Below are 24658 nucleotides of genomic sequence, written 5' to 3'. Positions count from 1 at the left end.
TAATGTCTTAAAAAGATTGATTTTGTGATTTATTACTGAATCAATCCTTTAACCTCATCAAAGTTTAATCCGCCATAGTTTCCTGAACTCATCAAAAGCAAAGCGGAATTATTTAATTCTTGGTTAAACAAATAATTTTTAAAATCCGTTGGATTGGTATAAATAATCAAATCGTCACGTTTAAAGGATTGTGCTATTTGGTTATAAGTAACTTCCTCTAATTTTTTAATTTTCACAGCATCGGGTGAATAAAACACAACCGCTATATCAGCTGCATCTAAAGCACCTTCGTATTGTTTTAAAAATTCAACATTTAGACTACTGTATGTATGTAATTCTAAACAAGCTATCAATTTACGATCAGGGTATTGCTTTTTTACAGCTTTTGTAGTAGCAGATACTTTACTTGGTGAATGAGCAAAATCTTTATAAGCTATTTTATTATCTGATTCTGCTATTTTTTCTAAGCGTTTAGAAGCTCCTTTAAAGGAGGCTATTGCTTCATAAAATTCTGCTTCATCTACTCCCATACATTGACATACCCATTTAGCTCCTGCTAAATTATTTAAATTATGTTCGCCAAAAATTTCTATAGGCATTTCTCCTTCGGGCGTATGTAATAGGGTGATTCCTTTTTCTACAGTATATTCAGGAGTAGAATAAGCAATCTTACGAATAGGATTTTCTGCTTTTTCTGCTATTTGTTTTACCTCTGAATCATTTTCGTTATAAATTAGGATTCCTCCATTTGTAATTTTTTGAATAAAAACATCAAATTGCTCTACATAATTTTCATACGTTGGAAACACATTAATATGATCCCAAGCTATTCCTGAAATCAATGCTATATTAGGATTATATAAATGAAATTTTGGGCGTAAATCAATAGGAGAGGTTAAATATTCATCACCTTCTAAAACAATGAATTCATTTTCTTCTGTTAAATGTACCATCGTATCAAAACCTTCTAACAAAGCTCCTACCATATAATCTACCTTTATATTATGATAATTCATTATATGTAAAATCATAGAGGTAATGGTAGTTTTTCCATGACTTCCTCCTATAACTACTCGGGTTTTGTTTTTGGATTGTTCGTATAAAAACTCTGGGTAGGAATAAATTTTTAATCCTAATTCTTGTGCTCTTAATAATTCTGGATTATCCGCTTTGGCGTGCATCCCTAAAATGATAGCTTGTATATCTGTTGTAATTTTTTCAGGAAACCAACCTAGATCAAATGGTAATAATCCTTTAGCTTCTAATCGTGATTTAGAGGGTTCAAAAATAGCATCATCGCTACCTGTTACTTGGTATCCTTTATTATGCAATGCTAATGCTAAATTGTGCATAGCTGCACCGCCTATGGCTATAAAGTGTGTTCTCATTTGCAAGTCTAGAAATTTAAAGGTTTAGAAGTATAGGTATTTAATAGCTTACCCAATAAATCGTAACCTGATTTTATTTTGTTCAAATATAAGCTATCCGTTTTTTATGGGAAATAGCCTTGGTTAAATTATCTTTGAAAAATCTAGTCTTTTCTTTTTTATAAAAAGGTCATCTAAATATTTTCTCTTATATAAAATAAATATAACAACTTAAAATAAGCTCTAAATTATTCATTATCAATTTCTTTATATTAGTCCTTTTAAACCTTGTTTTTTTTATAGTTATTTAAAAACGTGTTAATTCATTTATAAAAATATGGAGACAAAAGAATAATTACTTTTTGAAATCATTTTTTAATTGTTCTGCTTTTTCTTTGTCTTTTATTTTATTTGTATATAAATCATATAGCTTTTCAAAGGTTATTTTAGAGTGACCTATTTGATAGGCTTTTTTAAACCAAAACTCTGCAGTTTTATAAGCATCAAATTGAACTGCTATATACCCTTGTGCTAAATAACCATCTATAGGTGAAAAGGTTATCAATTCTTTAGCATATTGATCTGCTTTTTCTTGTCCTCCTCCAAGAAATTTGGGCAACTCACAATATAGCATAATCAATGCCCAGCGAGCTCCTATGTGTTTGGGATCTAAAGCTAAGGTTTTTAGAAACGTTTCTTCTATACTTCCTATCATTGTTAATGCTTTCAATTTATTAGAATTTTTCGCTTTCATGGCTAAAGCACTTCCGTATTTAAACCAACTATCGGCTTTTTGAGGTTCTAATCGTACTAATTCTTGTCCATAATGTACCATATAATTCCAATCTTTTTGGTAAAAGGCTATTTCTCCTAATTTTGAGACTATTTCTATATTTTTAGGATTTGTTTTGAGTATTGTTTCTAAAATGGGTTTAGCCTGAAGGTATTTCTTTTGTTTATATAATTCTAATGCTTGTTCTAACGGTTGTTGAGCATTCAATAAATAACAAAAAAACAGTATTAGTATTTGAAATATTTTCATTTATTTAAATTTTATAGGTCATTAATTTCTCTTGAAATTACTTTTATTAGTTGATCGTATTAGTGTCTAACTTCTAATAGTAGTTTCATACATCAAAAATATAATAATATTGTAAATAAAAAAGCTGAACTCAATTGAGTCCAGCTTTTACACTACATGTCATTATATAAACGTATTATTTTACTAATGTCATTTCATCTACAATATGTTTGGCACCTGAGAAATTCTCTATTACCCATAATACATAACGAATATCACAGTTAATTGTTCTTTGTAATTTTTTATCAAAGATTACATCTCCTGCCATTGCTTCAATGTTTCCATCAAAAGCTAGACCTATTAATTCTCCTTTACCATTTAAGACAGGAGAACCTGAGTTACCACCTGTTATATCATTATCAGATAAGAAATTCACGTGTAAAGTTCCATCTTTATCGGCATAACGACCAAAATCTTTGTTTTTATTCATTTCTAACACACGAGTTGGCAAATCAAACTCTGCATCTTCTTTTTTGTATTTTTTAACTTGACCTGCTAAAGTAGTGTAGTTATTGATAGTTGCTTCATTACGCTTATCTGCTGGCAATGCACGCACCTTACCATAGGTTAAACGTAAAGTAGAGTTAGCATCTGGATATTTTATATCTCCAATTTTAGAATCACGTAATCCTTGTACTAATTTACGAAATGCCACACCAAAATCGTTTTGTGCTTTTGCAATCGCATCTGATTTAGATGAAAAATGCGTTAACATATCATTAGATAATACATACAAAGGATCAGTAAGAAGAGCTGTCTCATTTGGGTTAGCAAGGAATTCTGTAATTTTTTCTTTAGATGTAAATAAACTCAAATCGAAAGCTTTATTTACATAGGCTGTAAAGTCATTATTATTTGTTTTAGCTAATTCAGCCACTTTAGGAGCAATAGAATAACCTGTAGATTTAGTAGCATATAATTTTAATTGCGCAGCTAAAATATCTTTTTCAGCAGGAATATGTACTTCTTTATACAACTCATCTGTCATTTTTAAAATAACTGGAGCTAATTGTGCACGTTTGGCAGCATCTGCTTTAGCATACATTTCTAATTGCTTACCAATAGTTCTACCAATAGAAGCAAAGTTAGAGGTACGGAACATTTGCATCATATAGTTATCATGACGTGCTTTTTCATTTGTCATTTTATAGAAATTGTTGATAGTTTCAACCACATTTCCATACTGTGCTTTGTTTTCTGCTTTATTTGCCCAAATATTGAATTTAGCTTCTTGAGCTGCTTTTGTTTTAGCTGTACCAAACTTAGTCAAAGCATCGATCATTCCTTGACGATTTTTCCAATAGTTGGCTGTAGAAGCAAATTTAGAAGCATATATTAGATTCAAAGCATCACTTTGATTCATATATTTTTTCATATTATCCATACCTGTTTTAGCTCCTTCAACCCAAGCTGGATAAGCATATTTTACGTTTTGCTCAATTCCTCCTGCTGGCATCCAACGATTTGTACGACCTGGATATCCCATAATCATTGCAAAATCACCTTCTTTAACACCACCTAAATTAACTGGTAAATGGTGTTTCGGTTTTAAAGGCACATTGTTTTCAGAGTATTCTGCAGGATTACCATTAGCATCAGCGTATACACGGAACATAGAAAAATCCGCTGTATGACGTGGCCACTCCCAGTTGTCCGTATCACCACCAAATTTACCTAAACTTTCTGGCGGTGTTCCTACTAAACGTACATCTTTATAATCTTGGTAAACAAAGTAGTAGTACTCATTTCCTTGAAAAAAAGGACGTACAGAAACTACATATTTACCGCCATCGTTATTTTCTTTTTCAATTTTTGCAATTTCAGCGTTGATTGCTTTTTCACGTTCAGCTTCGGTCATTGAATCATTCACAACGGCTAAAATTCTTTTTGTACAATCGTCCATACGAACAAAAAAACGAACAAACAAACTAGATGGTTTTAATTCTTCTTTTTTAGAACTAGCCCAAAATCCGTTTTTTAAATGATTTTTTTCAGCACTAGACAATTCAGCTATAGCATCATAACCACAGTGGTGGTTAGTTAAAACTAAACCTTCTTTAGATATCATTTCAGCTGTACAGCCTCCATTAAACTGAACAATAGCATTTTTTAAACTATTATTATTGATACTATAAATTTCTTCAGAAGTCAGCTGAAGTCCCATTTTTTGCATATCGCGGTGGTTTAAACGTTCTATAAACATTAAAAACCACATCCCCTCATCTGCTTTTACACTTGTGGGTATAAGTATAATAGCCGTAATTAGAGATAGAACTAATTTTTTCATAATATTAATTATAATCTTTTTTGTTGCGAATATAAAGGATATTTTAAGAATAATTCAATACCATCTTGAAATTAATATCTTTAACATTTAAAATTAATCAGGCTTGAAAATTTTCAAGCCTGATTTTTATAAGAAAAGTTTATACAATTTATTTAACTAATATTTTGTAAACTGAATTTTCTGCCTGATATCTCTCTAAGTTTATATAATACATACCATTTTTCATATTGATTGGTAAATAAATTTTCTTAGCTGTTTTATCAAATTTCAATTCAAAACGTTGTCCTATGGTATTAACTAAAACAACTTCTTTAATATCTTCGTAACTTTCACAATCTAAATTAATTACTTCTTCATTTTGTGAAATATAGTTTGGATACACTTTACATTTATTATTATTAGTAGAAACTACTTGAGTTTGATCTAATCTAGAAGAAGCAACTACAACAGGATTGTCACCTCCATAACATGGTATGTAAATTTGTATAACATATACTCTACCGTCTCTCATTTTTAATTTAGAAGTCACATTCCCTCTTTTACCAAAAAGACAATTCATCAAAAAAGTACTTCTACTTTCCGTTATTCCATCCGTTTCACCTGGATAATACGTTCTAGAAAAATTTTGATCTGGGAATCCCATCTGATCCCAACTCCACGTTACTTCTGCCACATCTTTTCCTTTCACTACTTCTCCATTATTATATTTCCATATAAACACATGAAAACCTGGCCAATTATAATTATAATCATACACTAAATTAGGTATTTCTCTTTTTTGAACCGTGTATTCTTGAGAATGGGTTTCTATCCAAACCCCTGATAAACATTGGTAACTGGCGACTAATTTTATTTTATCACCATTTGCCCATTCAGATCCTTTTAGTGTATAACTAGATCTACCATATCCTTCATAAACTCGTACTCCGTTTTTAGTCCAGTAGTAATAATAATTTCCTGACCCTCCTGTAAGACTAGCGCTTAATGATGAGGCATCTCCTGAACCATACAATATCCGTAATCCTGATATTGCAACGGAACTTGGTGAAGTATTTTTTTCTACTATATAACTTTGCGAAGAGGTTTCAATCCAAGTTCCTGATATACATTGGTAACTAGCTACTAATCTTATTTTGTCTCCATTTGACCACTCTGATCCCTTTAATGTGTAAGTAGATCTTCCGTATCCTTCATGTACTCTCACATCATTTTTAGTCCAGTAATAATAAAAATTAGCTGTTCCTCCTGTAAGATTAGCTGTTAAAGACAATTCTTCTGAATTACAAAATGAGCGTAATCCTGCTATTGCAACAGTACTTGGAGAGGTATATTTATCTAGGTTATACTCTTGTGAAGCTGTTTCTATCCAACTACCTGAAACACATTGATAACTCACAATCAATTTCAATCTATCTCCATTATTCCATTGATTTCCTTGCAATGTATAATTAGATTTATCATAGCCTTCTGACACGCGTGTCCCGTTTTTTGTCCAGTAATAAAAGAATCTTCCTGAGCCTCCTGTTACATTAGCAGATAAAGAAATACCATCCGAATCACAAAATGCTCGTAATCCAGTTACGGCAACAGCATTTGGTGAAGTATTTTTAACAATTGTGTATTCTTGCGAAGGTGTTTCTATCCAACTACCTGATGCGCATTGATAACTCACAACCATTTTTAATTTATCGCCATTGCTCCATTGATTTCCTTGTAAGGTATAGGTTGATTTATCATAGCCTTCTGATACGCGTGTTCCATTTTTTGTCCAATAGTAAAAAAATCTTCCTGAGCCTCCTGTTATGTTAGCAGATAAAGAGATACCATCTGAATCACAGAAAGGTTTTAATCCTGAAATTGCAAGTGAACTTGGCGAACTGTTTTTTACTATTGTTGATTCTTGTGAGTACAAATTAGACCATGATCCTCCTATACGAGTTAAATAATCGACTTGTAATTTCAATTTATCTCCGTTAGACCAATTTGCATTATCTACTGTATAATTTGCTTTATCGAATCCTTCTGTAACACGTTGTCCATTTTTATACCATATATAATATAGTCTATCACATCCTACTCCTCCTACTGTATTTGCGGATACACGGTAGGAAGTTTCACAACCGCTTAAAGTTCCTAATCCTGAAAACGAAACGGAAGTAGGTGCTGTTCGTTCATCTATTGTATATTCTGGCGATAGGATGTCTATCCAATTACCTGCTACGCATTGATAAGCTATTCCTACTCGTAATTTGTCGCCATTTGACCACTGAGACCCTTGTAAAGTGTAGGTTGATAGACCATATCCTTCATATACTCGTGTCCCATTTTTTGTCCAATAGTAATAGTAACTTCCTGTACCGCCAGTTTGTGTTAAACTTAAGTTTAAGCTATCACTTGCTAAAAAAGGAGCTAAACCGTTTACAGCTAATGAAGTTGGGGACGTGTATTTCTCTACAGTATATTCTTGTGAAGGTGTTTCTACCCAACTTCCTGAAATACATTGATAGCTAACCACTAATTTTAGTTTATCACCATTACTCCATTGATTTCCTTCTAAAATATAAGTGGATTTATCATAGCCTTCTGATACGCGTGTCCCGTTTTTTGTCCAGTAATAAAAGAATCTTCCTGAGCCTCCTGTTATATTAGCAGATAAAGAAATCAAATCTGAATTGCAAAATGCTCGTAATCCAGTTACTGCAATAGCACTTGGTGAAGTATTTTTGTAAACCGTTATATTTTTTCTTGGACTAACACAATTATTACGAACAAATTCGGCACTTATCACATCACCATTATTCCAACTGTTAGATTGCAAGTAAAAATCTTTGCTTGTTTCTTGTGTAAGTACGTTGTTTTTATACCATCTTATTTGATCTCCTGAATCAAAACCAGAAACGGTAACTGAGGTTTCTTCATTAGAACAAAGTTGTATAATTTCTTTGTTTACAATAGGTATATTAGGTATATTAGATATGGTTATTGGCAAATCGTAAGTAATTGTACCATCAAAAAAACCTGTTGCACATTGAACTTGAACTAATACTTTTAGTTTATCACCATTCGTCCAATCATTTCTATTCAATCTATAATTTCTCTTGTCATATCCTTCCGCAATACGCATATCATTTTTTAACCATACGTAATAAAATGATCCATTTCCTCCTTCTGTAACAATATTCAAATCAAGTCCTGATTCACAAGTTCCTAAAGTTCTTAATCCATTTACATAAACATTCAATGGGCGAATATTTTTATTGACGCTATACTCTTGTGAAGCTGTTTCTATCCAACTACCTGATGCGCATTGATAACTCACAACCATTTTTAATTTATCGCCATTGCTCCATTGATTTCCTTGTAAGGTATAGGTTGATTTATCATAGCCTTCTGATACGCGTGTTCCATTTTTTGTCCAATAGTAAAAAAATCTTCCTGAGCCTCCTGTTATGTTAGCAGATAAAGAGATACCATCTGAATCACAGAAAGGTTTTAATCCTGAAATTGCAAGTGAACTTGGCGAACTGTTTTTTACTATTGTTGATTCTTGTGAGTACAAATTAGACCATGATCCTCCTATACGAGTTAAATAATCGACTTGTAATTTCAATTTATCTCCGTTAGACCAATTTGCATTATCTACTGTATAATTTGCTTTATCGAATCCTTCTGTAACACGTTGTCCATTTTTATACCATATATAATATAGTCTATCACATCCTACTCCTCCTACTGTATTTGCGGATACACGGTAGGAAGTTTCACAACCGCTTAAAGTTCCTAATCCTGAAAACGAAACGGAAGTAGGTGCTGTTCGTTCATCTATTGTATATTCTGGCGATAGGATGTCTATCCAATTACCTGCTACGCATTGATAAGCTATTCCTACTCGTAATTTGTCGCCATTTGACCACTGAGACCCTTGTAAAGTGTAGGTTGATAGACCATATCCTTCATATACTCGTGTCCCATTTTTTGTCCAATAGTAATAGTAACTTCCTGTACCGCCAGTTTGTGTTAAACTTAAGTTTAAGCTATCACTTGCTAAAAAAGGAGCTAAACCGTTTACAGCTAATGAAGTTGGGGACGTGTATTTCTCTACAGTATATTCTTGTGAAGGTGTTTCTACCCAACTTCCTGAAATACATTGATAGCTAACCACTAATTTTAGTTTATCACCATTACTCCATTGATTTCCTTCTAAAATATAAGTGGATTTATCATAGCCTTCTGATACGCGTGTCCCGTTTTTTGTCCAGTAATAAAAGAATCTTCCTGAGCCTCCTGTTATATTAGCAGATAAAGAAATCAAATCTGAATTGCAAAATGCTCGTAATCCAGTTACTGCAACAGCACTTGGTGAAGTATTTTTAACAACTGTATGTTCTTCTGAAAATGTTTCAATCCAGCTACCTGATGTGCATTGATAAGATACTGATGCTTTTATACGGTCGTTATTTGACCATTCCATAGGAATTAGAGCGAAAGCCGACATATCAGTACCTTCTACTAACTTAATCCCATTCTTATACCACTTGTATATAAATGTTCCACTACCTCCTGTAACATTCAAACTTAAAGTTAAATTATCATCATTTGAACAAAAAGGGCGTACTCCGTTAATAACTATATTCGAAGGAGAGGTTTGTTTTTCTATTACAAGAGAAACTTCTTTTGTAGTAGTAGGATCTAAATCCGTAAATACAACTGATTTTAATGTGTCTCCTGTATTTAAAACAGCTCCTGTAAAAGTAATATCGGAACTATTTGTGGATTGACGAATATTATTAAGATACCATATATATTTATATCCAATCGTTGTATCTCCTGTGATATTTACTAAATATCTTTGAGTATCATTAGCACATAACTTAGGATTGCCTGATATTGTAGTAGAAAAGTTGGGAACAAACTTATAATTGGTATTAAATTTAATTTTTTGTTGTGCTTTTCCACTTATGGCTACGTACATAGCGTTATAACTTCCTGTAGTATTTTTTGAATTTATAACAAAATCATAATTACCATTTCTGAGTATTGCATCTTTCAACACATTTTCATCTTCTGTAAAATTTTCATCTTTATTAAAATCTAGATAAAATTTAGGTTTCCCAAAAACAGATGATCCATTACTATTCGTTTGAGTTGAACTGAATGTATAGGTTTCTCCTGATTTAAATATAGTATAACTAGATTTAGACATCATGTCATAATCTGAATATGATCCATAAAAACCTACAAAACGTTTGTCATAAATTTTTGAACCAGAAGAATCAGTAATGGTAATTTGATTAAAACGTGTTTTTAATAAACCTACTCTGAATAGGATTTCTTGTTTTGCACTACCAGCAATAGCTACGTACTTAGCTAAAACAGAACCTGTACCTACACAACAGGAAGGAATTTGAAAATCATAACGTCCTGCTACCAAATTACTACTTAATAACAGATCTTCTGAATTTTGTAAAATTCCATCACCATTTAAGTCAACAAAGAAATTAGGTTTCCCATAAGATGTGCTACCATCGCTATTGTTTTGAGTAGGAACAAACTGATAATTTTGACCCGCTGTATAAATAGCCACTGGGGCTGCTGAACTAATGTCATAATTTGCATATCCATTATATGGACTTGGAAAATTATATGTAAATAGAACTGTACCTGCAGTTTCCTTTACTTCTACCTTTGTAAATCTAGTCTTAACTTCTAATTGTATTTTTAATATTATTTCTTGTTTTGCACTATTAGATGAAGCATAAAGAAGAGCTTTAGTTGAAGCATTAACTCTAAAATTAGTTGGTAATGTAAATTTGTATCGTCCTGATACTAGTACGGATTTGAACAAAACATCTTCACTAGCTTCTAAAATACCATCATTATTTAAGTCTATAAAAAATTTAGGTTTGTTAAAACTTGTTGTCCCATCGTTATTACTTTGAGCAGCTGAAAAATAATAATCTACACCTGATGTCAAGCTCACTTGTGAAGTAGTACCTAAATCATAATCTTTATATTCAGTGTATGAATTAGTAAATAAGACATTGGTGTTATCTTCAATTTTCACAGTACTGAAGCGTGTTTTTAGAGAATTTCCACTTGGTGTGTAAGAAACAAAACCACTTGGTATAGCAAATAAGCCTCCTAACACCCCTACTACAAACTGACCTGAACCTGCTATAGTGGCTCCTGCGGCTCCTGCTATTGCAACTAATGCCCCTCCCCCTGGACCTGGTTTAGGCGTATTATCATAAGATTCGTTTTCTTCCTGATTACATGATTTTACAAAGTCCGCTTCCGAACGTTTATAACAAGATCCTGTGGTTACAACTGCTTGATAAATACCTGAACTGGTTCCTGTAGTTGTTAAAGATTTGCTATTTTGTTGAACAACTCCATCTTTTATAAACTGGACAGTTGCATTAGGATTTGATGATAATAAATTTTGTAACACGTTTTGTTTACTAGGATCGGTAGCTTGAGCCGTTAGCGTAAAAGAACTGGTTCCTTTAGCTGGACAAAATTCAGCAGTACTTTCTGTTAAGCTAATCGCAGGTATTTCTGAATTTGGTAAATCTACTTTATCTGAATTACTAGGTGTAGATTTTAATCCCATGGATAACATTAGTTTTTTTTCAGTAGATGAAATTTCTATTGTTCCTTCTTTAGTAATATTTAAATAGCTATTTGTGGTAACGTTTTTTACTGTATATAATACATTTTTATTACTGTCTCTACTCAGATCAAAAAGATCGGCTTGATCCATTGTAGAACAAACAACAGCCCCCCAACAAATTTTAAGCCATAGTTTTTATTAGACTTAGAAATAATTTTTCTGCTGGTTGTATCATAATAAAAAACAAAATCTCCTGGTAACAAAACGGTTGGATCTTGTTTGTATTCTTCTACCGTTGGCTTAAAGTTTGTTCCATTAGTATCATTATAACGTAAAAACTTTTTAAAAGTCTGATCTGATATAACGAAATAATTATTTTTTGAATTTTCTTTAACTTTTACAGCTATATATTCACTGTTTTTAAGAGGTAATTCTGTAGTAATTGTTTTTTCGGCGACTGTCCCTCCTGAGCTAGTAAATTTAGTCCATTCATAATCAACAACATCAGGCGAAGGATTTTTAACTAGAACTTTAAAATTATCCTCACAGTCAGGCTTTGTAAAATCTAGTGTTATTTTTTTATCTGCAACTGTAAAAGCATAAGATAACGTTTCCTTATTTGAATCTAGCTTTCTATTGTTTAATTTATCTTTTATTGTAAAATAAAAAGTTCCTGGAAAATTTATTTCTATTTTTTTACTTATAAAATCTCCTTTGCATTTTAGTTCTTGCCCTCCTAATGTAATTTCTTTTCCATTATAGTTTAAAACTAAATCAAACTTTTGTGGGTAATTATTTGAGTCTGTATCTTCCGCTTGAATGTTTATATAAGCGGGTTCAAATTGCCCTGGTACTAACTCTAAGTCAGGAACGTCAAAATCTACAGTAGGCATGGTAAAATTACCAATCACTTCATATACTCTTCTAAATTTTTGAGAAGATTCAACAACCAAACCATCTGTATTGATAATTTTCACAAAAACCTCTACATCATATTGTCCTATTTCATTTAACCCTTTAAAAAAACAAACATCCCCTAAAAGGCATAAACCAGAATCTTTACTTAATTCATAATTATTACCTGATTTTTTATTTGTCAGAATAGCTTTTACAAATTCTACCGTTTGTACTTTATTGTCTAGCGGGTTTGCTTCTTGTACAAAACCTATTTTAAATAGGTCTCCTACATTACCTTGTGCATTAGCTACATCCATATCAATAGTAACATAAGGCAGAAAACCAGACATAACAATACTCAAGGGGCAGGCTAATTGATTCCCTTTTAGAGATTCTCCTTTAACAATAAGGGTGTAATATCCTTTTGATAAGTATTCTGGAGAAATTTGTTCTACTGTATTAATCTTATCTATACCATTAATAGCTGGTTTCTTAGGATTTTTAGCATCTAATATATAGGGCTGATAAATATCTCCTTGCTGTGATTGTAAACTTAAATCTATATTTGCATTCAACCCAAACCCAAAATCTTCATCCATCCATGCTGCTGTTATTTTAGGCACATCTCCTCCTGGATAATACAACGGAATTTTATATATTATTTCAGAACTAGCTCTTAGTGTTTTTACATCTTGGATAACTAAGGCGTTTTTAGCAGCGTATCTAAATAATTCTTCTCCATTACATTGCCCCCAACCTGACATATAATCAGGACCTGGATCGCCTATATCCAATGCACTATTTATTAAAGAGGCTTTAATTGTTGTAGCTGTAGGATATTGACCATTATTTATTTTATATTCTTCAGAAAATGCCGAGACAATAGAACTTACTAATGGGGTTGCAAAGGATGTCCCTTCTTCTTTTTTAAAATTAAAATCAATAGTCTGACCCTCTGCACAAATATCAGGTTTTATACGTCCATCTGTAGTAGGTCCAATAGAGGTATATTCTGTTACAGAATAATTTCCAGCATCATTCAGCATACTTGTAGCACCTACAGTTATTAGGTTTTTCCCCCCAGCATAAGAATTAATAGAACCATTTATTTGGGAAGGTTTTGGGTATAAAACGCCATTGCTTCCGTAGGGGATTTTAATTTTCTTTCCATTTTGGTCATCTACATAAATATCGGAGCCCAACTGTATTTTTGAGTCAATTTCTTCCGATCCTCTATGACCGTGATTTCCAGCTGCAAATAACAGAACCGCTTGGTTATTATTTAAATAAGAAAATTGATTATACTCTTTTTCTTTATAAGAAATATCTTTTAGTCTATCTAGATAATCATCTCCATTAAAACCTCCTCGCCAATAAGGTATTCCTTCGGTTACTGTCCATTGAAAAGGAGCTCCCCATGAACAATTAATGGCAAAAAATTTAGACGGATCTTTTTTCAATTCCTCTTTATAGTCTCTTAATGAACCGATTCCTCCACTAACTGAATACTGACCTATTACATTATTATTTAGGTTTTTACCTACAAAAACACCACGCTGAAATTTTGTGGGGTCTCCCCCGATCATTACAGCTGTAACATCTTCAGCGTGTTCATCTATTGCATGCACACCTCCTATTTCCCGAAAATTATCTTTAAAATTTTTAAAATAATCTCGGGTCATATTAGCAAAACCACCTATTTCAGAAATAATGATCGAACCAAATGATTTAACACCATTAATGTATTTAGCTATTTGTTCGTTTATATAATCGTGTCCTAGTGCGTCAAATCGTGAAGCCTTATTAGCTTTTATTGTATTATTAATAAGTTCTTCATAGATCAATTTTCCATTAAGTGTATCCAAATTAGTTTTATTTGGACAATCTTTTATTAAATCGTACTCTTTTTGTATTTTTTTATCAAAGGCTTCTTTTTTAGTTTGAATTGAATTCCACAAGATATTTTGCTGTGGTATAAAAGGTCCGAAAAAACCTGTTTCTAATGTATTAGTCTGTATTTGAGAAAAAAGAGACACATTAAACAGTAAGAAAAATAGAATTTTATGTCTCATATTTAATTACATGTTTTAATTCCTGAACCGATCACTACTCCTTCAAACCCCATTTCAGCACAACTAGTAAAATTACCGTATGCTTGAGTTACTTCAAATTTAAAAATTGCGGGATTATTAATAGGTTGTGATAAATTAATAACTTTATCCGTATTATCTGCAATCCAAATAAATTCTCCGTTATTTCCGCCTGGTAAAGGGATAAAAACGGTAGGAGCATTTGCAAGGCTATAGGATATATTTACTTTGGTAAAAATTCCATTTAATCCTAAACGCCTAGGCTTATAAATTACTTTACTAACACTAGAGCAGGTGTTACTCAAATAAAATTGTAAGGTATTAGGCACTCCACTAATGGACCATTTAGAATGATAGGCAGAATTTACATCTTCATCATAAGCATAATCTAAATTATTTGGAGCTTGAACGGACTCTTCTTCAATGGTAGCGGTTGCGTACACCACTGGAATTCTTGACTGGGCTTGCAATATAAACCCTGTAAGAATAAAAAATAAATGAAAAAATAATTGCATATAAATTAGGTTAAATTTAGTTTATTGGGGTTAGTTTAAGGAGCATGTGTTTGATATTACATTACGCGCTTTTAAATCTTCTATCAATGCTTTATCAATTTCTACATACAAATTGTTTTCTGGAGTATTTACAGGAGCGTTTTTTACAGGAAAGCCTTGTAAAAACATATAGTAGGCTAGTTGAACAACAGTAGTTGAATATTCAATATGGGGATTTATAGAAGCATAACTGCATTTATCCTTTATATAGGCTTTTACCTCAGGTTTCAACTTAGTGCAAACATCAGTTAAACTAACAATTTTTTGCATCTGTTCTGTTCGTTTAGTATTTTCTGCTAGATCCATCCATTTGGCTTGTCTTAAATTTTCATTTAATCTTACTCCATCAGCAACGTACTGAGGAGCAACTGGATTATCTTTTATAGGTGATTTGTAGTTAACAAAATCTTGAAGTAAGTTTTGATTAACTGAAACATGTATTAACTCATGTAAAAGAGTACCCGCACTGTTTTTTGAATAACCAATGGCATAACTTTTAGGTAATCCTATTTCGGTATCGTATTTACAAATTGTAGATCCTCCTTGTCTTGTATCTTCTCTGTTTAAAGAAGTAACTAATTCAATATTTCGTAAAGCATCCTTGATAGCAATAGCTAAATACGGATTTGAAACCGCAAAACTATGGCTTTTCAAAACGCGTATATCACGTTGAACTTCTGGATCTATAACTTCTTTTTTGCACACATTTTTAAATGCAAAAAGAGAAAAAACACTCCCTAAAAACAAGGGAATTGTAGATTTAGGTAAAATTTGATTCATTTTATATTTTTTTTAACATAATATTATAAAGTTATAATTGATTTTAAATATCTACAAATAAAATCTCATAATTATTTCTATATTATCTAAAAAATCAAAATTCTTTATAATATAGTTCAATTTTTAATAAATATATTGTATATTAAATTTCCCCCTTCATACGGAAAACCGGTAATTCTGGGGGGATTTGATTGATAATCTACACATTTTAAACTTGGATTGATACCGTTATTATAATATCCACTATCACGGGTAACTACCACCATGTGACCACTACCTCCTTGACGTGTATAAGCTAATCCTACACTTTGTCCATTGGGTAAAGTAGAAAGAAGACAATAAGCAGTAGCTTCATCTAAACCTGTAATACACCGAACACTAACTCCTGCATTTCTAAATAAATCTATAATTTCATCTATCTGTGCAGTATCTTGTTGCATTATACCTGTTGATGCAACTAAATCTGTAACTGTTGTGTTTAGCAATGCTGCAGTAGAACAGTAATAACAATTTTCATTTAAACAATAACTATTGGTTGACTTTATGGGATCCATAACAGGATAAAAACCTTTTTGTCCTAACCCCAAAAAAGAAAAGAACAAGAAAAACAAAGTAGTAATAAACTTTTTCATAAAATTATACATAGTAAAAATTAAAAAATAATACAGCGTTCTCTCCTTCTATCACTTACCTCTCTTCTAATATCTACTTTTAATCGTATATCATCTAGTTTATCAAATTCCTCAATAGCTTTTTTTTGCTGTTCACTTAATTTGGGTTTTGTACAGTCAGGACACACAAAAGTATACAATGACTCACCACTCCGAAGTTGGTGATCCAAAACAGGATTTTGACCTTTAGTTCTAGTTACTAACTCATTCATCCAATCTTTGGCTGGAAGACAAATAATATCTTCATCTAGTGGATCTACTCCTCTAAATTGTTTATGAGTTGGATCTAATACCAATTCTTTTCCTTTAAAAATTATTGTTACAGCAGTGTGATTAAATGATTCGTATTGAGGATAACGCCATTTCCAATAAGCAAAAGTAGCCCCCTCACCAACTGAAAAACCTTTTGAAGATAATAGCATTTTAACACGTATAACATCAACACATGCCCCTCCATTAGTGGATATAAATTCTTTTATTGCATCTTTTGCTCTGTCTAGATATTGCCTTAACTCTTCCTTTTGCTGTTCCGTTTGCAAATTGGAAGATACAATAGCAAAACGACTACAAGGATCTTGTGAAAATCCTTTTATAAAAAACAAAAACAGTATATAAAATTTCATAGATTTAAAAAATTAAAAATTATTATCTCCTAACAAAGTTGTATTCCATCTTTTTATCATATCATAACGAGTTGACGCATCAAATGGAGTAGAAGTTCTTAACATATTATATACATCTGTTTCAACAGACTTAAAACGGGAAGTTTCACAAGTCATGATGATGATTTTAGTTAATGCAGAAGATAATGCAGAAGATATTATTGTACCTTTAAAATTACTTATTGTTCTAACTAAAGTCTCTAACTCAGCTTTATTAATCATTGGCAATGAGGAAGCATGACCTAAACTTCTATAAGAACCATCTATCGAAAGAATGATACTATTGATCCCTTTCAATTCAGGATTTGGGAAAGGTTCTATATTGAATAAATAATCTCTTCCATCTCCTCCCTTAAATCCTATGACATACAATGAAGCGTTTGGGGCGGGTATGCAAGCCCTACTTTCAAAAGCTGCATTAAGGTACAGAAGGCAACTGGCTTCATTAATCTTTACTTTAACTTGTAAAACATTCGGAACATTTGCATTTCCTCTAAAAGCATCTCTAATATTTTGAATATTAGAATTATAAACAGTATGTTCTAGATTTAGGTCAAAAACTCCTAGAACTCTACTTTTTTTCAGATAAGATTTATCCAATTGATAAATCTTTTTTTGACAATTTACTTTTTTTCGTTGATCCCTAAAAAAACAAGAGATAAACAAGAAAATAATAATTCTTTTAACATATATTTAATATTTAATTCAAAAGCAATATAAACAAAAAATACTTATTGTTTAAATAAATAAAACCAAATATTTATTTTTTACCAAAAAACACAACTAGAACTTTCTTTTATAACAACAAATATGTGTTTTCAGTAAATAATCTTTAAAAAAGCAAAACGCAGTTTAATAAAAACCATTTAGATTTAACGATCGGCAACTGAAAAGACTTAATTACAGGCTTGTATTAAAAAATAATTCTTTTGTGTTTTATTTCTAATTACATTTAGACATTAAAAACGATCTTTTCTTGATCTAATATTTAACGGTTTAACAGAATTATTTAAAAAACATATACTTTAAATTCAATTACAAATAGAGATGAAAAAAATCTTATTGATTTATTTAGCCGCTTTAACGGCACAGGCACAAGATTATAAGAAGCCCTTAGTAGAAGCCCTTAAAGAAAAAGATCTTCGAACTGATATGTACCAATTAGCAGGGGATCAATTTTTGGGGCGAGAGGCTGGTACTTTAGATGAACTAAAAGTATCTACTTGGTTTGTTAATAAAATGAGAGAAACAGGTATGCAACCAGCTGGAGAATTTGGCACTTATTATCAATTTTTTGACATGTATCGTCATCAAATAAGTCCGAATAGTTATATAAAGATAGGTAATAAAAGTCTTAATATATGGAAAGACATATTAGTAGCGGATGTGGTAAATGCTGATTTTAAAACGGCTATTGTATATGTAGGCAAGGCGGAACCCGATGAATTAGCTACGAAGAACATTCAAGACAAAATCGTTGCAATTGAAATTTCTGACACCAATATAGACAAAGAGATGACTTTGTTTGAACGCCGTTACCCTGGTTTTATTAAAACAAAATATTACAATCAAGTAAAAAAATTAGGTGCTAAAGGAATTATATTTATAACAGACGCCATTTCCGAAAAAAGTTGGACAGAAGTACTCCCTCAAATGACACGAGGTATATATGGTATAGAGGGATTACGAGATAAAGTTGAAAACACTCTTCCTTTATTTTGGATTAAAAGATCCAACAAAGAATGGTTAACTCAAAATCCAGAAATAGAAATTCGTCTAGAAACGGAAACGTATCAATATCCATCCGTTAACCTAATCGGAAAAATAGACGGAACAGATCCTCTGCTAAAAAACGAATATGTATTAATTAGCGGTCATCAAGATCACGATGGTATCCGACACGTAGTAATGAATGACAGTATATATAATGGAGCGGATGATAATGCAAGCACTTGTGTTGCTATGCTTGCAATAGCTAGAGCGTATCAAAAGCAACCTTCAAAACGCAGCCTCTTATTTGTATTTCATGGTGCAGAAGAACGAGGATTATTAGGTTCTCGATATCATACTCAACACTTAATGGTTCCTAAAGACAAAATAGTGGCTGTATTAAACGGCGATATGATTGGGCGTAATAATTTAGATGAGGCGGCTTTATTAGGAGGAGAAAGTCCTCATAAAAACTCTGATGATTTAGTTAAAATGGCTATTGATGCTAACAACGAAAGTACCCGTTTTAAATTTTTAAAAGATTGGGATTTACCTGAGCATCCTGAATATTTTTATTTTAGAAGTGATCATGCTCCTTATGCTCGAATGGGGATACCTGCTATTTTTTTTACTTCTGTTTTACATCATCAATATCACACACCGCAAGATGAATCAGAAAATATCAATTTTAAAAAATTATATAAAATGACGGAGTGGATGTACAGAACTTCATGGAAAGTTGCTAACGAACCTAAACGTCCAAAACTTCTTGATAACTTTAAACTTGAACGATAGTTTTATACAACGAGACTGTCCAAAAAGTTCGCAATCTTGTTCATTTCGACCAAAGGGAGAAATCACATAATATTGATTATGAAACTCCTCCTTACCGGAGTGACAAACTGCATTTTGATTTATTACTTTTTGGACAGCCTCTTTTTTTTAATGTATCTTATCGTTTGTTTACTTTCTTTATTATTTCTTCATTATCAAATCTCATAATTATAAAATAAACTCCAGAATCTAAGAAAGACAAATCGTGCTTTTCTTCTATTTCTACTTGGGTATCATTTATTTCATAAACAATTCTACCTATACGGTCTACTACTTGAAGGGTATATAAAGAGGGTGCCTTTTCAAAGGTTATATTTAATATATCATTAAATGGAACTGGGTAAATATTAAAATCTTTTTTAGGCTTAGGATCCGTTACAACTACAGGCCCCTTATCAAATACATCTTTAACAAATTGAGATGATATCAAATCATAATAGGTTTTCATAGCAGCGGCTTGTTGTTGTGTAAACATATACATACAAGGATCATCTAGATAATCCATATAGTTCATGGTTAAAGCTTTTTCATTTGGCTCACAACCAGGAACTGATCCTGGTTTAAGACAACCAAAACTTGCGTAACCCACTTTTGGTGTATCTGCTATACCATCATCACTAGTTGCACAACCTTTACCATCACCGAAAGTATGTCTTAAGTTAAAAAAGTGTCCTAATTCATGCGTCAATGTTCTTCCTAAATCATTATTTTTCACAGGTACATACCCTGGACATCCTAAACCACTACCAAAACAAAAAGTATTTATGACTACAGTATGACCTTGTGATGGTCTTCCTCCCAAAACAGAATAGCCTAATATTTGCGAATTATCTTTTTCAGGGATTTGACGAACTACTAAATTCATATATCCCTTCCATGTAGGATCTGAATCAGAATTATTTAAAAAATCTGTACCAAATGTAATCGCTGGAACGCCATCTACTAATCCTGATTCTTTGGGATGATTTTTCGTAGCTAAAACAAATTGAACATTCATTTTTCCGTTCAAAGTATTAGGATACATACGCGCATCAACGCTCCACTTTGAAAGGTCTTTATTCTCCGCATTATAATCCGCGTTTAATATATCTATTTGGCTTTGTACTAATCCTGCTATACATTTTTTATCGTTTTCAGTAGGAGATGTAAACATTGGAAAGTGAACTGCTACGGGTATTTTTATAGGTTCAGCTAGTTTATCTTCTGTTTTTCCTTCTCTAGTATTTTTTAAAAGTCTTTCCTTAAATTTAGTTTGTAATTTATAATGATCTATTTTGTTTTTTGGATCTTTTAAATATTCCTGCATATAGGATTCCGTACCACATTTTCTATCTTGAGCAAACCCTAAGACAGAAATTACTAAAAACAACTTAAAAATTATTTTCATCACTTAGATAATATATTAGTTTTTTAAAATTTTAATTTACCGTGTTAAGCATTTTCCACAACTTATCTTTTAACTCTAGCATTCCTTGTTGCGCTACAGAAGAAATAAATAAATATTCAATACCTTTAAAATCCTGATCTAATTGTACTTTCATTTCAGTCTTTAACTCATCATCTAACATATCACATTTAGAAATTACAACTAATCGTTCTTTATCTAAAAGTTCTGGATTATATCTACGTAATTCATCAATTAAAATATCGTATTGCTTTCTAATATTATCCGCATCAGCAGGAATCAAAAAAAGCAAGGTAGAATTACGCTCAATATGACGTAAAAAATAATGTCCTAACCCACGACCTTCCGCTGCTCCTTCTATAATTCCTGGAATATCGGCTATTACAAAAGATTGAAAATCACGGTATGCTACAATTCCTAAATTAGGTTTTAATGTTGTAAAAGGATAGTCAGCTATTTTAGGCTTAGCAGAGGTTAGTACAGATAATAATGTAGATTTACCTGCATTAGGAAAACCAACTAAACCCACATCTGCTAGTACCTTTAATTCTAGAATAATATCCATTTCGTTACTCGGCATGCCTGGTTGAGCATATCTTGGTGTTTGATTAGTTGCGCTTCTAAAATGCCAATTTCCTAATCCTCCTTTACCTCCTTTTACCAATATTTCTTTTTGTCCATGTTCTGTAATTTCAAATAATACTTCATCTGTATCTTTGTCTTTTACTACAGTTCCCAAAGGCACTTCTAGGAACTTATCTTCTCCATCATGACCTGTAGAACGAGATGAACCTCCATCTCCTCCATGACCTGCTTTAATATGTCTTAAAAATTTCAAATGAAATAATGTCCATAGATTCTTATTTCCTACTACTATAACATGACCTCCGCGACCTCCATCTCCTCCATCAGGACCTCCTTTTTCAATAAATTTTTCTCGGTGTAAATGAGAAGAACCTTTCCCTCCTTTACCTGAAGCTGCATATATTTTTACGTAATCTACAAAGTTACCCTCTGTCATCTTTTCTTTTTTATTGCTTTATATATAAATCAAAAGTATTCAAGAACAGGTTATTGCTTTCTTCTTTACTCACAACCTTCTTTTACTTCTCTCTCCCCAACCATTAGCTTGATCTTCAGCTATTTTTTTTAATTTTAATTTATTTCTCTTAATGAACGAACAATCACTTTATCTATCTTTACTCCATCCATATCTATTACTTCTAGTTCCATTCTATTCCAAATAAGTTTTTCTCCTACTTTGGGAATGGAACCTAATTCTGTCATAATTAATCCACTTACTGTTGTAACTTCGTAATCATTAATCAGATCATCCATATCAAAATAAGTTAGGAAATCATGCAAAGAATAATGTCCATCTACAAGCCAACTTCCATCTTCTCTTGATATTAACTGAAATTCTTCTTCATAAAACTCAGAAGCATCACCTACTAATGCTTCTAAAATATCATTAAGAGTTATAATACCTTGTAATACGCCATGTTCATCTGTTACAAAAGCATAATGTACCTTTGTTTTCTTAAAAATTTCTAAAGCCTTATAGGCCGAAGTGTGTTCGATAAAATAAACAGGTTCTTTCGTTATTGAACGCAAATCAAAATTTCCTCTATTTTCAAAACTTGCAAATAAATCTTTCAAAAAGACCACTCCTACAACATTATCTAAATTATCTTCACAAACAGGATATACAGAGTGTAATTCTTCTAATACTTGTGATTTTAAATCATTCACATGATCTTCTAATGAAAGATAAACTACTGATTTTCTATGTGTCATTAAGGAATTAACTTTACGATCACCAATATGAAAAACACGTTCTACTATGTCTTGTTCAATTTCTTGTACTTCTCCTCCTTCAGTTCCTTCTTTAATAATAGCCTTTATTTCCTCTTCAGTAACCTTTCCGTCTGCTGTTGGTTTTATATTAAGAACTTTCAATATAAACTCAGTAGAACTGGTTAATAACCAAATAAAAGGAGCTGTAGCTACGGAAATCATTTTCATAGGTACAGCTACCGCTTTAGCAATTGTTTCAGGGTAATTTAAACCAATTCTTTTAGGTAATAACTCTCCTAACACTAAAGAAAAAAAAGTTAACATTACCACTACAACTCCTGTCCCTAAGCTTTTAGAATATGGAACTGTTACAGGATAACTTGCAAAAAACGCTTGTACATCATGCGTTATTTTATCTCCAGAGTAAATACCTGTTAAGATTCCTATTAAGGTAATCCCTATTTGTACCGTTGACAAAAATTTATTGGGAGAATTGGCTAAATCTAATGCTGTTTTTGCACTCGTATTGCCTTTTTTGGCTGCGGTTTCTAACCTATTTTTTCTTGCTGATATGAGTGCAATCTCTGACATAGAAAAAACTCCATTTAACAGTATCAACAAGAATATTATGACTATTTCCATTAATTATCTTCGTTTGATTTGGGTAAGTTTTAAACTATAAATCATTTGTTTTATTTGATTTAATTTACACAAAAATATAACATTTCGCCTTTTTAATTTAAACCCTACAAACAAATCTTATAATTTTTCTATAACTGAACTTAATCGTTGTGTAACTTCTTCAATTGTACCAATACCATCTATAGCATGAAATTTTCCTTTATTTTGATAATACCCAATTAAAGGGGCTGTTTTTTCATTATATTCTTCGTAACGGTTTCTTATTTTTTCTTCATCTTGATCATCTGTACGTCCTGATGTTTTACCACGTTCTAGTAATCGTTGTACTAAAATTTCATCATCTGCTTCTAGAGCAATCGTTGCTGTAACTATCTGTTCTTTACTGGTCAGAAAAAGATCAAGAGCTTCTGCTTGGGCAATAGTTCTAGGAAATCCATCAAATAAAAAACCAAATGAATTAGAATTCTTTTCAACTTCAGATTCCAACATCTTAATGGTAACATCATCTGGCACTAAATCACCTTTGTCAATATATGTCTTAGCTAACATTCCTAATTCCGTTTTATTTTTAATATTAAAACGAAAGATATCTCCAGTTGACAAATGAGTTAAATTATATTTTTTTGTTAAAAATTCAGCTTGAGTCCCTTTTCCCGCTCCAGGTTTTCCGAAAAGAACGATATTAATCATTTTATTCTAAAATTTTTATTTTGTTAATCTTATTTTTATTATTCTGCTAACTGATATACTTCCCTCAGGTTTCGTCCTAAACCATCATAATCTAAGCCATACCCTACAATAAACTTATTTGGAATTCTAATTCCTACATAGTCTAGCTTTATCTCTTTAGTATAAGCCTCTGGTTTAAAAAACAAAGTAGCTATTTTAAGTCTTTTAACCCCTTGGTTCTTAAAAATATTTTTTAGTTCTTCTACTGTATTTCCTGTATCTACAATATCTTCTACGATTACCACACTTCTCCCTTGTAAATCTTGATTTAAACCAATTAACTGTTTCACTTCATGAGTCGTACTGATCCCTTCATAAGAAGCTAATTTTATAAACGAAACTTCGCAAGAAGAATCATAATGCTTCATCAAATCTGACAAAAACATAAACGATCCATTGAGTACTCCTATAAAAACGGGTATTTCATCTTCAAAATCATTTTTGATTTGCTGGGCTAAATTACCTATAGCGAAATCAAGCTCTTCAGACCCTATAAACGGTTTAAAATACTTATCGTGTAACTTAATCTCCATTTTGTG

General features: G+C 31.8%; 16 protein-coding genes. 1 reads left to right on the top strand and 15 read right to left on the bottom strand.

What is annotated here, in order from left to right; all coding sequences use genetic code 11:
* Window positions 1-32: 32 nt before the first annotated feature.
* From ACUXZJ_RS06960 to ACUXZJ_RS06915, 10 genes are all read right to left on the bottom strand, one after another.
* Window positions 33-1388, bottom strand: coding sequence for a UDP-N-acetylmuramate--L-alanine ligase (locus tag ACUXZJ_RS06960; RefSeq protein WP_060383192.1), 1356 nt, complete (start codon window positions 1386-1388; stop codon window positions 33-35).
* A gap of 334 nt (window positions 1389-1722) precedes the next feature.
* A complete protein-coding gene (locus ACUXZJ_RS06955; RefSeq protein ID WP_060383193.1) occupies window positions 1723-2409 on the bottom strand; it encodes a tetratricopeptide repeat protein in 687 nt (228 codons plus the stop codon).
* Window positions 2410-2584: 175 nt separating this feature from the next.
* Window positions 2585-4735 (bottom strand): S46 family peptidase, encoded by a 2151-nt coding sequence (locus ACUXZJ_RS06950; protein ID WP_063743727.1) that lies wholly within the window; start codon window positions 4733-4735, stop codon window positions 2585-2587.
* A 148-nt stretch (window positions 4736-4883) separates the two neighbouring features.
* A complete protein-coding gene (locus ACUXZJ_RS06945; RefSeq protein WP_446196126.1) occupies window positions 4884-11498 on the bottom strand; it encodes a hypothetical protein in 6615 nt (2204 codons plus the stop codon).
* On the bottom strand, window positions 11471-14317 hold the full coding sequence (locus tag ACUXZJ_RS06940) for a S8 family serine peptidase (RefSeq protein WP_446196124.1): 2847 nt from the start codon (window positions 14315-14317) through the stop codon (window positions 11471-11473). Before ACUXZJ_RS06940 ends, ACUXZJ_RS06945 begins: the two co-directional genes overlap by 28 nt.
* A gap of 2 nt (window positions 14318-14319) precedes the next feature.
* Complete coding sequence (locus ACUXZJ_RS06935; RefSeq protein WP_063743725.1) at window positions 14320-14850, bottom strand: discoidin domain-containing protein; 531 nt, start codon at window positions 14848-14850, stop codon at window positions 14320-14322.
* Between the two features lie 30 nt (window positions 14851-14880).
* Complete coding sequence (locus ACUXZJ_RS06930; protein ID WP_063743724.1) at window positions 14881-15669, bottom strand: hypothetical protein; 789 nt, start codon at window positions 15667-15669, stop codon at window positions 14881-14883.
* 116 nt (window positions 15670-15785) lie between these two features.
* Entirely contained in the window at window positions 15786-16301 is a 516-nt protein-coding gene (locus tag ACUXZJ_RS06925) for a hypothetical protein (RefSeq protein ID WP_014166321.1), read from the bottom strand.
* Window positions 16302-16321: 20 nt separating this feature from the next.
* Complete coding sequence (locus ACUXZJ_RS06920) at window positions 16322-16963, bottom strand: hypothetical protein (RefSeq protein ID WP_060383198.1); 642 nt, start codon at window positions 16961-16963, stop codon at window positions 16322-16324.
* A 12-nt stretch (window positions 16964-16975) separates the two neighbouring features.
* Window positions 16976-17602, bottom strand: coding sequence for a ribosome-inactivating family protein (locus tag ACUXZJ_RS06915; protein ID WP_060383199.1), 627 nt, complete (start codon window positions 17600-17602; stop codon window positions 16976-16978).
* Between the two features lie 447 nt (window positions 17603-18049).
* On the opposite strand from ACUXZJ_RS06915, the gene ACUXZJ_RS06910 reads away from it, so the two are divergent.
* The gene (locus ACUXZJ_RS06910; RefSeq protein WP_060383200.1) at window positions 18050-19507 is read left to right on the top strand and encodes a M28 family metallopeptidase; all 1458 of its coding nucleotides are present in this window, start codon (window positions 18050-18052) and stop codon (window positions 19505-19507) included.
* A 157-nt stretch (window positions 19508-19664) separates the two neighbouring features.
* Here the strand turns inward: ACUXZJ_RS06910 and ACUXZJ_RS06905 are convergent, their stop codons facing one another.
* The 5 genes from ACUXZJ_RS06905 to hpt form a co-directional block, all read right to left on the bottom strand.
* Window positions 19665-20933, bottom strand: coding sequence for a M43 family zinc metalloprotease (locus ACUXZJ_RS06905; RefSeq protein ID WP_060383201.1), 1269 nt, complete (start codon window positions 20931-20933; stop codon window positions 19665-19667).
* Window positions 20934-20964: 31 nt separating this feature from the next.
* Window positions 20965-21972 carry a GTPase ObgE gene (gene obgE / locus ACUXZJ_RS06900; protein ID WP_060383202.1) on the bottom strand — a complete coding sequence of 336 codons (1008 nt, stop codon included), beginning with the start codon at window positions 21970-21972 and terminating at the stop codon, window positions 20965-20967.
* A gap of 134 nt (window positions 21973-22106) precedes the next feature.
* A complete protein-coding gene (locus ACUXZJ_RS06895) occupies window positions 22107-23339 on the bottom strand; it encodes a hemolysin family protein (protein WP_060383203.1) in 1233 nt (410 codons plus the stop codon).
* Window positions 23340-23507: 168 nt separating this feature from the next.
* Complete coding sequence (locus ACUXZJ_RS06890) at window positions 23508-24080, bottom strand: adenylate kinase (RefSeq protein WP_060383204.1); 573 nt, start codon at window positions 24078-24080, stop codon at window positions 23508-23510.
* A 38-nt stretch (window positions 24081-24118) separates the two neighbouring features.
* Window positions 24119-24652, bottom strand: a complete 534-nt coding sequence (gene hpt, locus ACUXZJ_RS06885; protein ID WP_060383205.1) for a hypoxanthine phosphoribosyltransferase — start codon at window positions 24650-24652, stop codon at window positions 24119-24121.
* Window positions 24653-24658: the final 6 nt, after the last annotated feature.

The organism is Flavobacterium sp. TN-1, assembly GCF_052828645.1.
This window is presented reverse-complemented; position numbering and strand designations above follow the sequence as displayed.

What these genes read in the sequence shown, in the direction of transcription:
- ACUXZJ_RS06960 (WP_060383192.1), bottom strand. Translation starts at nt 1,388, where the DNA reads ATGAGAACACACTTTATAGCCATAGGCGGTGCAGCTATGCACAATTTA.
- ACUXZJ_RS06955 (WP_060383193.1), bottom strand. Translation starts at nt 2,409, where the DNA reads ATGAAAATATTTCAAATACTAATACTGTTTTTTTGTTATTTATTGAAT.
- ACUXZJ_RS06950 (WP_063743727.1), bottom strand. Translation starts at nt 4,735, where the DNA reads ATGAAAAAATTAGTTCTATCTCTAATTACGGCTATTATACTTATACCC.
- ACUXZJ_RS06945 (WP_446196126.1), bottom strand. Translation starts at nt 11,498, where the DNA reads ATGGATCAAGCCGATCTTTTTGATCTGAGTAGAGACAGTAATAAAAAT.
- ACUXZJ_RS06940 (WP_446196124.1), bottom strand. Translation starts at nt 14,317, where the DNA reads ATGAGACATAAAATTCTATTTTTCTTACTGTTTAATGTGTCTCTTTTT.
- ACUXZJ_RS06935 (WP_063743725.1), bottom strand. Translation starts at nt 14,850, where the DNA reads ATGCAATTATTTTTTCATTTATTTTTTATTCTTACAGGGTTTATATTG.
- ACUXZJ_RS06930 (WP_063743724.1), bottom strand. Translation starts at nt 15,669, where the DNA reads ATGAATCAAATTTTACCTAAATCTACAATTCCCTTGTTTTTAGGGAGT.
- ACUXZJ_RS06925 (WP_014166321.1), bottom strand. Translation starts at nt 16,301, where the DNA reads ATGAAAAAGTTTATTACTACTTTGTTTTTCTTGTTCTTTTCTTTTTTG.
- ACUXZJ_RS06920 (WP_060383198.1), bottom strand. Translation starts at nt 16,963, where the DNA reads ATGAAATTTTATATACTGTTTTTGTTTTTTATAAAAGGATTTTCACAA.
- ACUXZJ_RS06910 (WP_060383200.1), top strand. Translation starts at nt 18,050, where the DNA reads ATGAAAAAAATCTTATTGATTTATTTAGCCGCTTTAACGGCACAGGCA.
- ACUXZJ_RS06905 (WP_060383201.1), bottom strand. Translation starts at nt 20,933, where the DNA reads ATGAAAATAATTTTTAAGTTGTTTTTAGTAATTTCTGTCTTAGGGTTT.
- obgE (WP_060383202.1), bottom strand. Translation starts at nt 21,972, where the DNA reads ATGACAGAGGGTAACTTTGTAGATTACGTAAAAATATATGCAGCTTCA.
- ACUXZJ_RS06895 (WP_060383203.1), bottom strand. Translation starts at nt 23,339, where the DNA reads ATGTCAGAGATTGCACTCATATCAGCAAGAAAAAATAGGTTAGAAACC.
- ACUXZJ_RS06890 (WP_060383204.1), bottom strand. Translation starts at nt 24,080, where the DNA reads ATGATTAATATCGTTCTTTTCGGAAAACCTGGAGCGGGAAAAGGGACT.
- hpt (WP_060383205.1), bottom strand. Translation starts at nt 24,652, where the DNA reads ATGGAGATTAAGTTACACGATAAGTATTTTAAACCGTTTATAGGGTCT.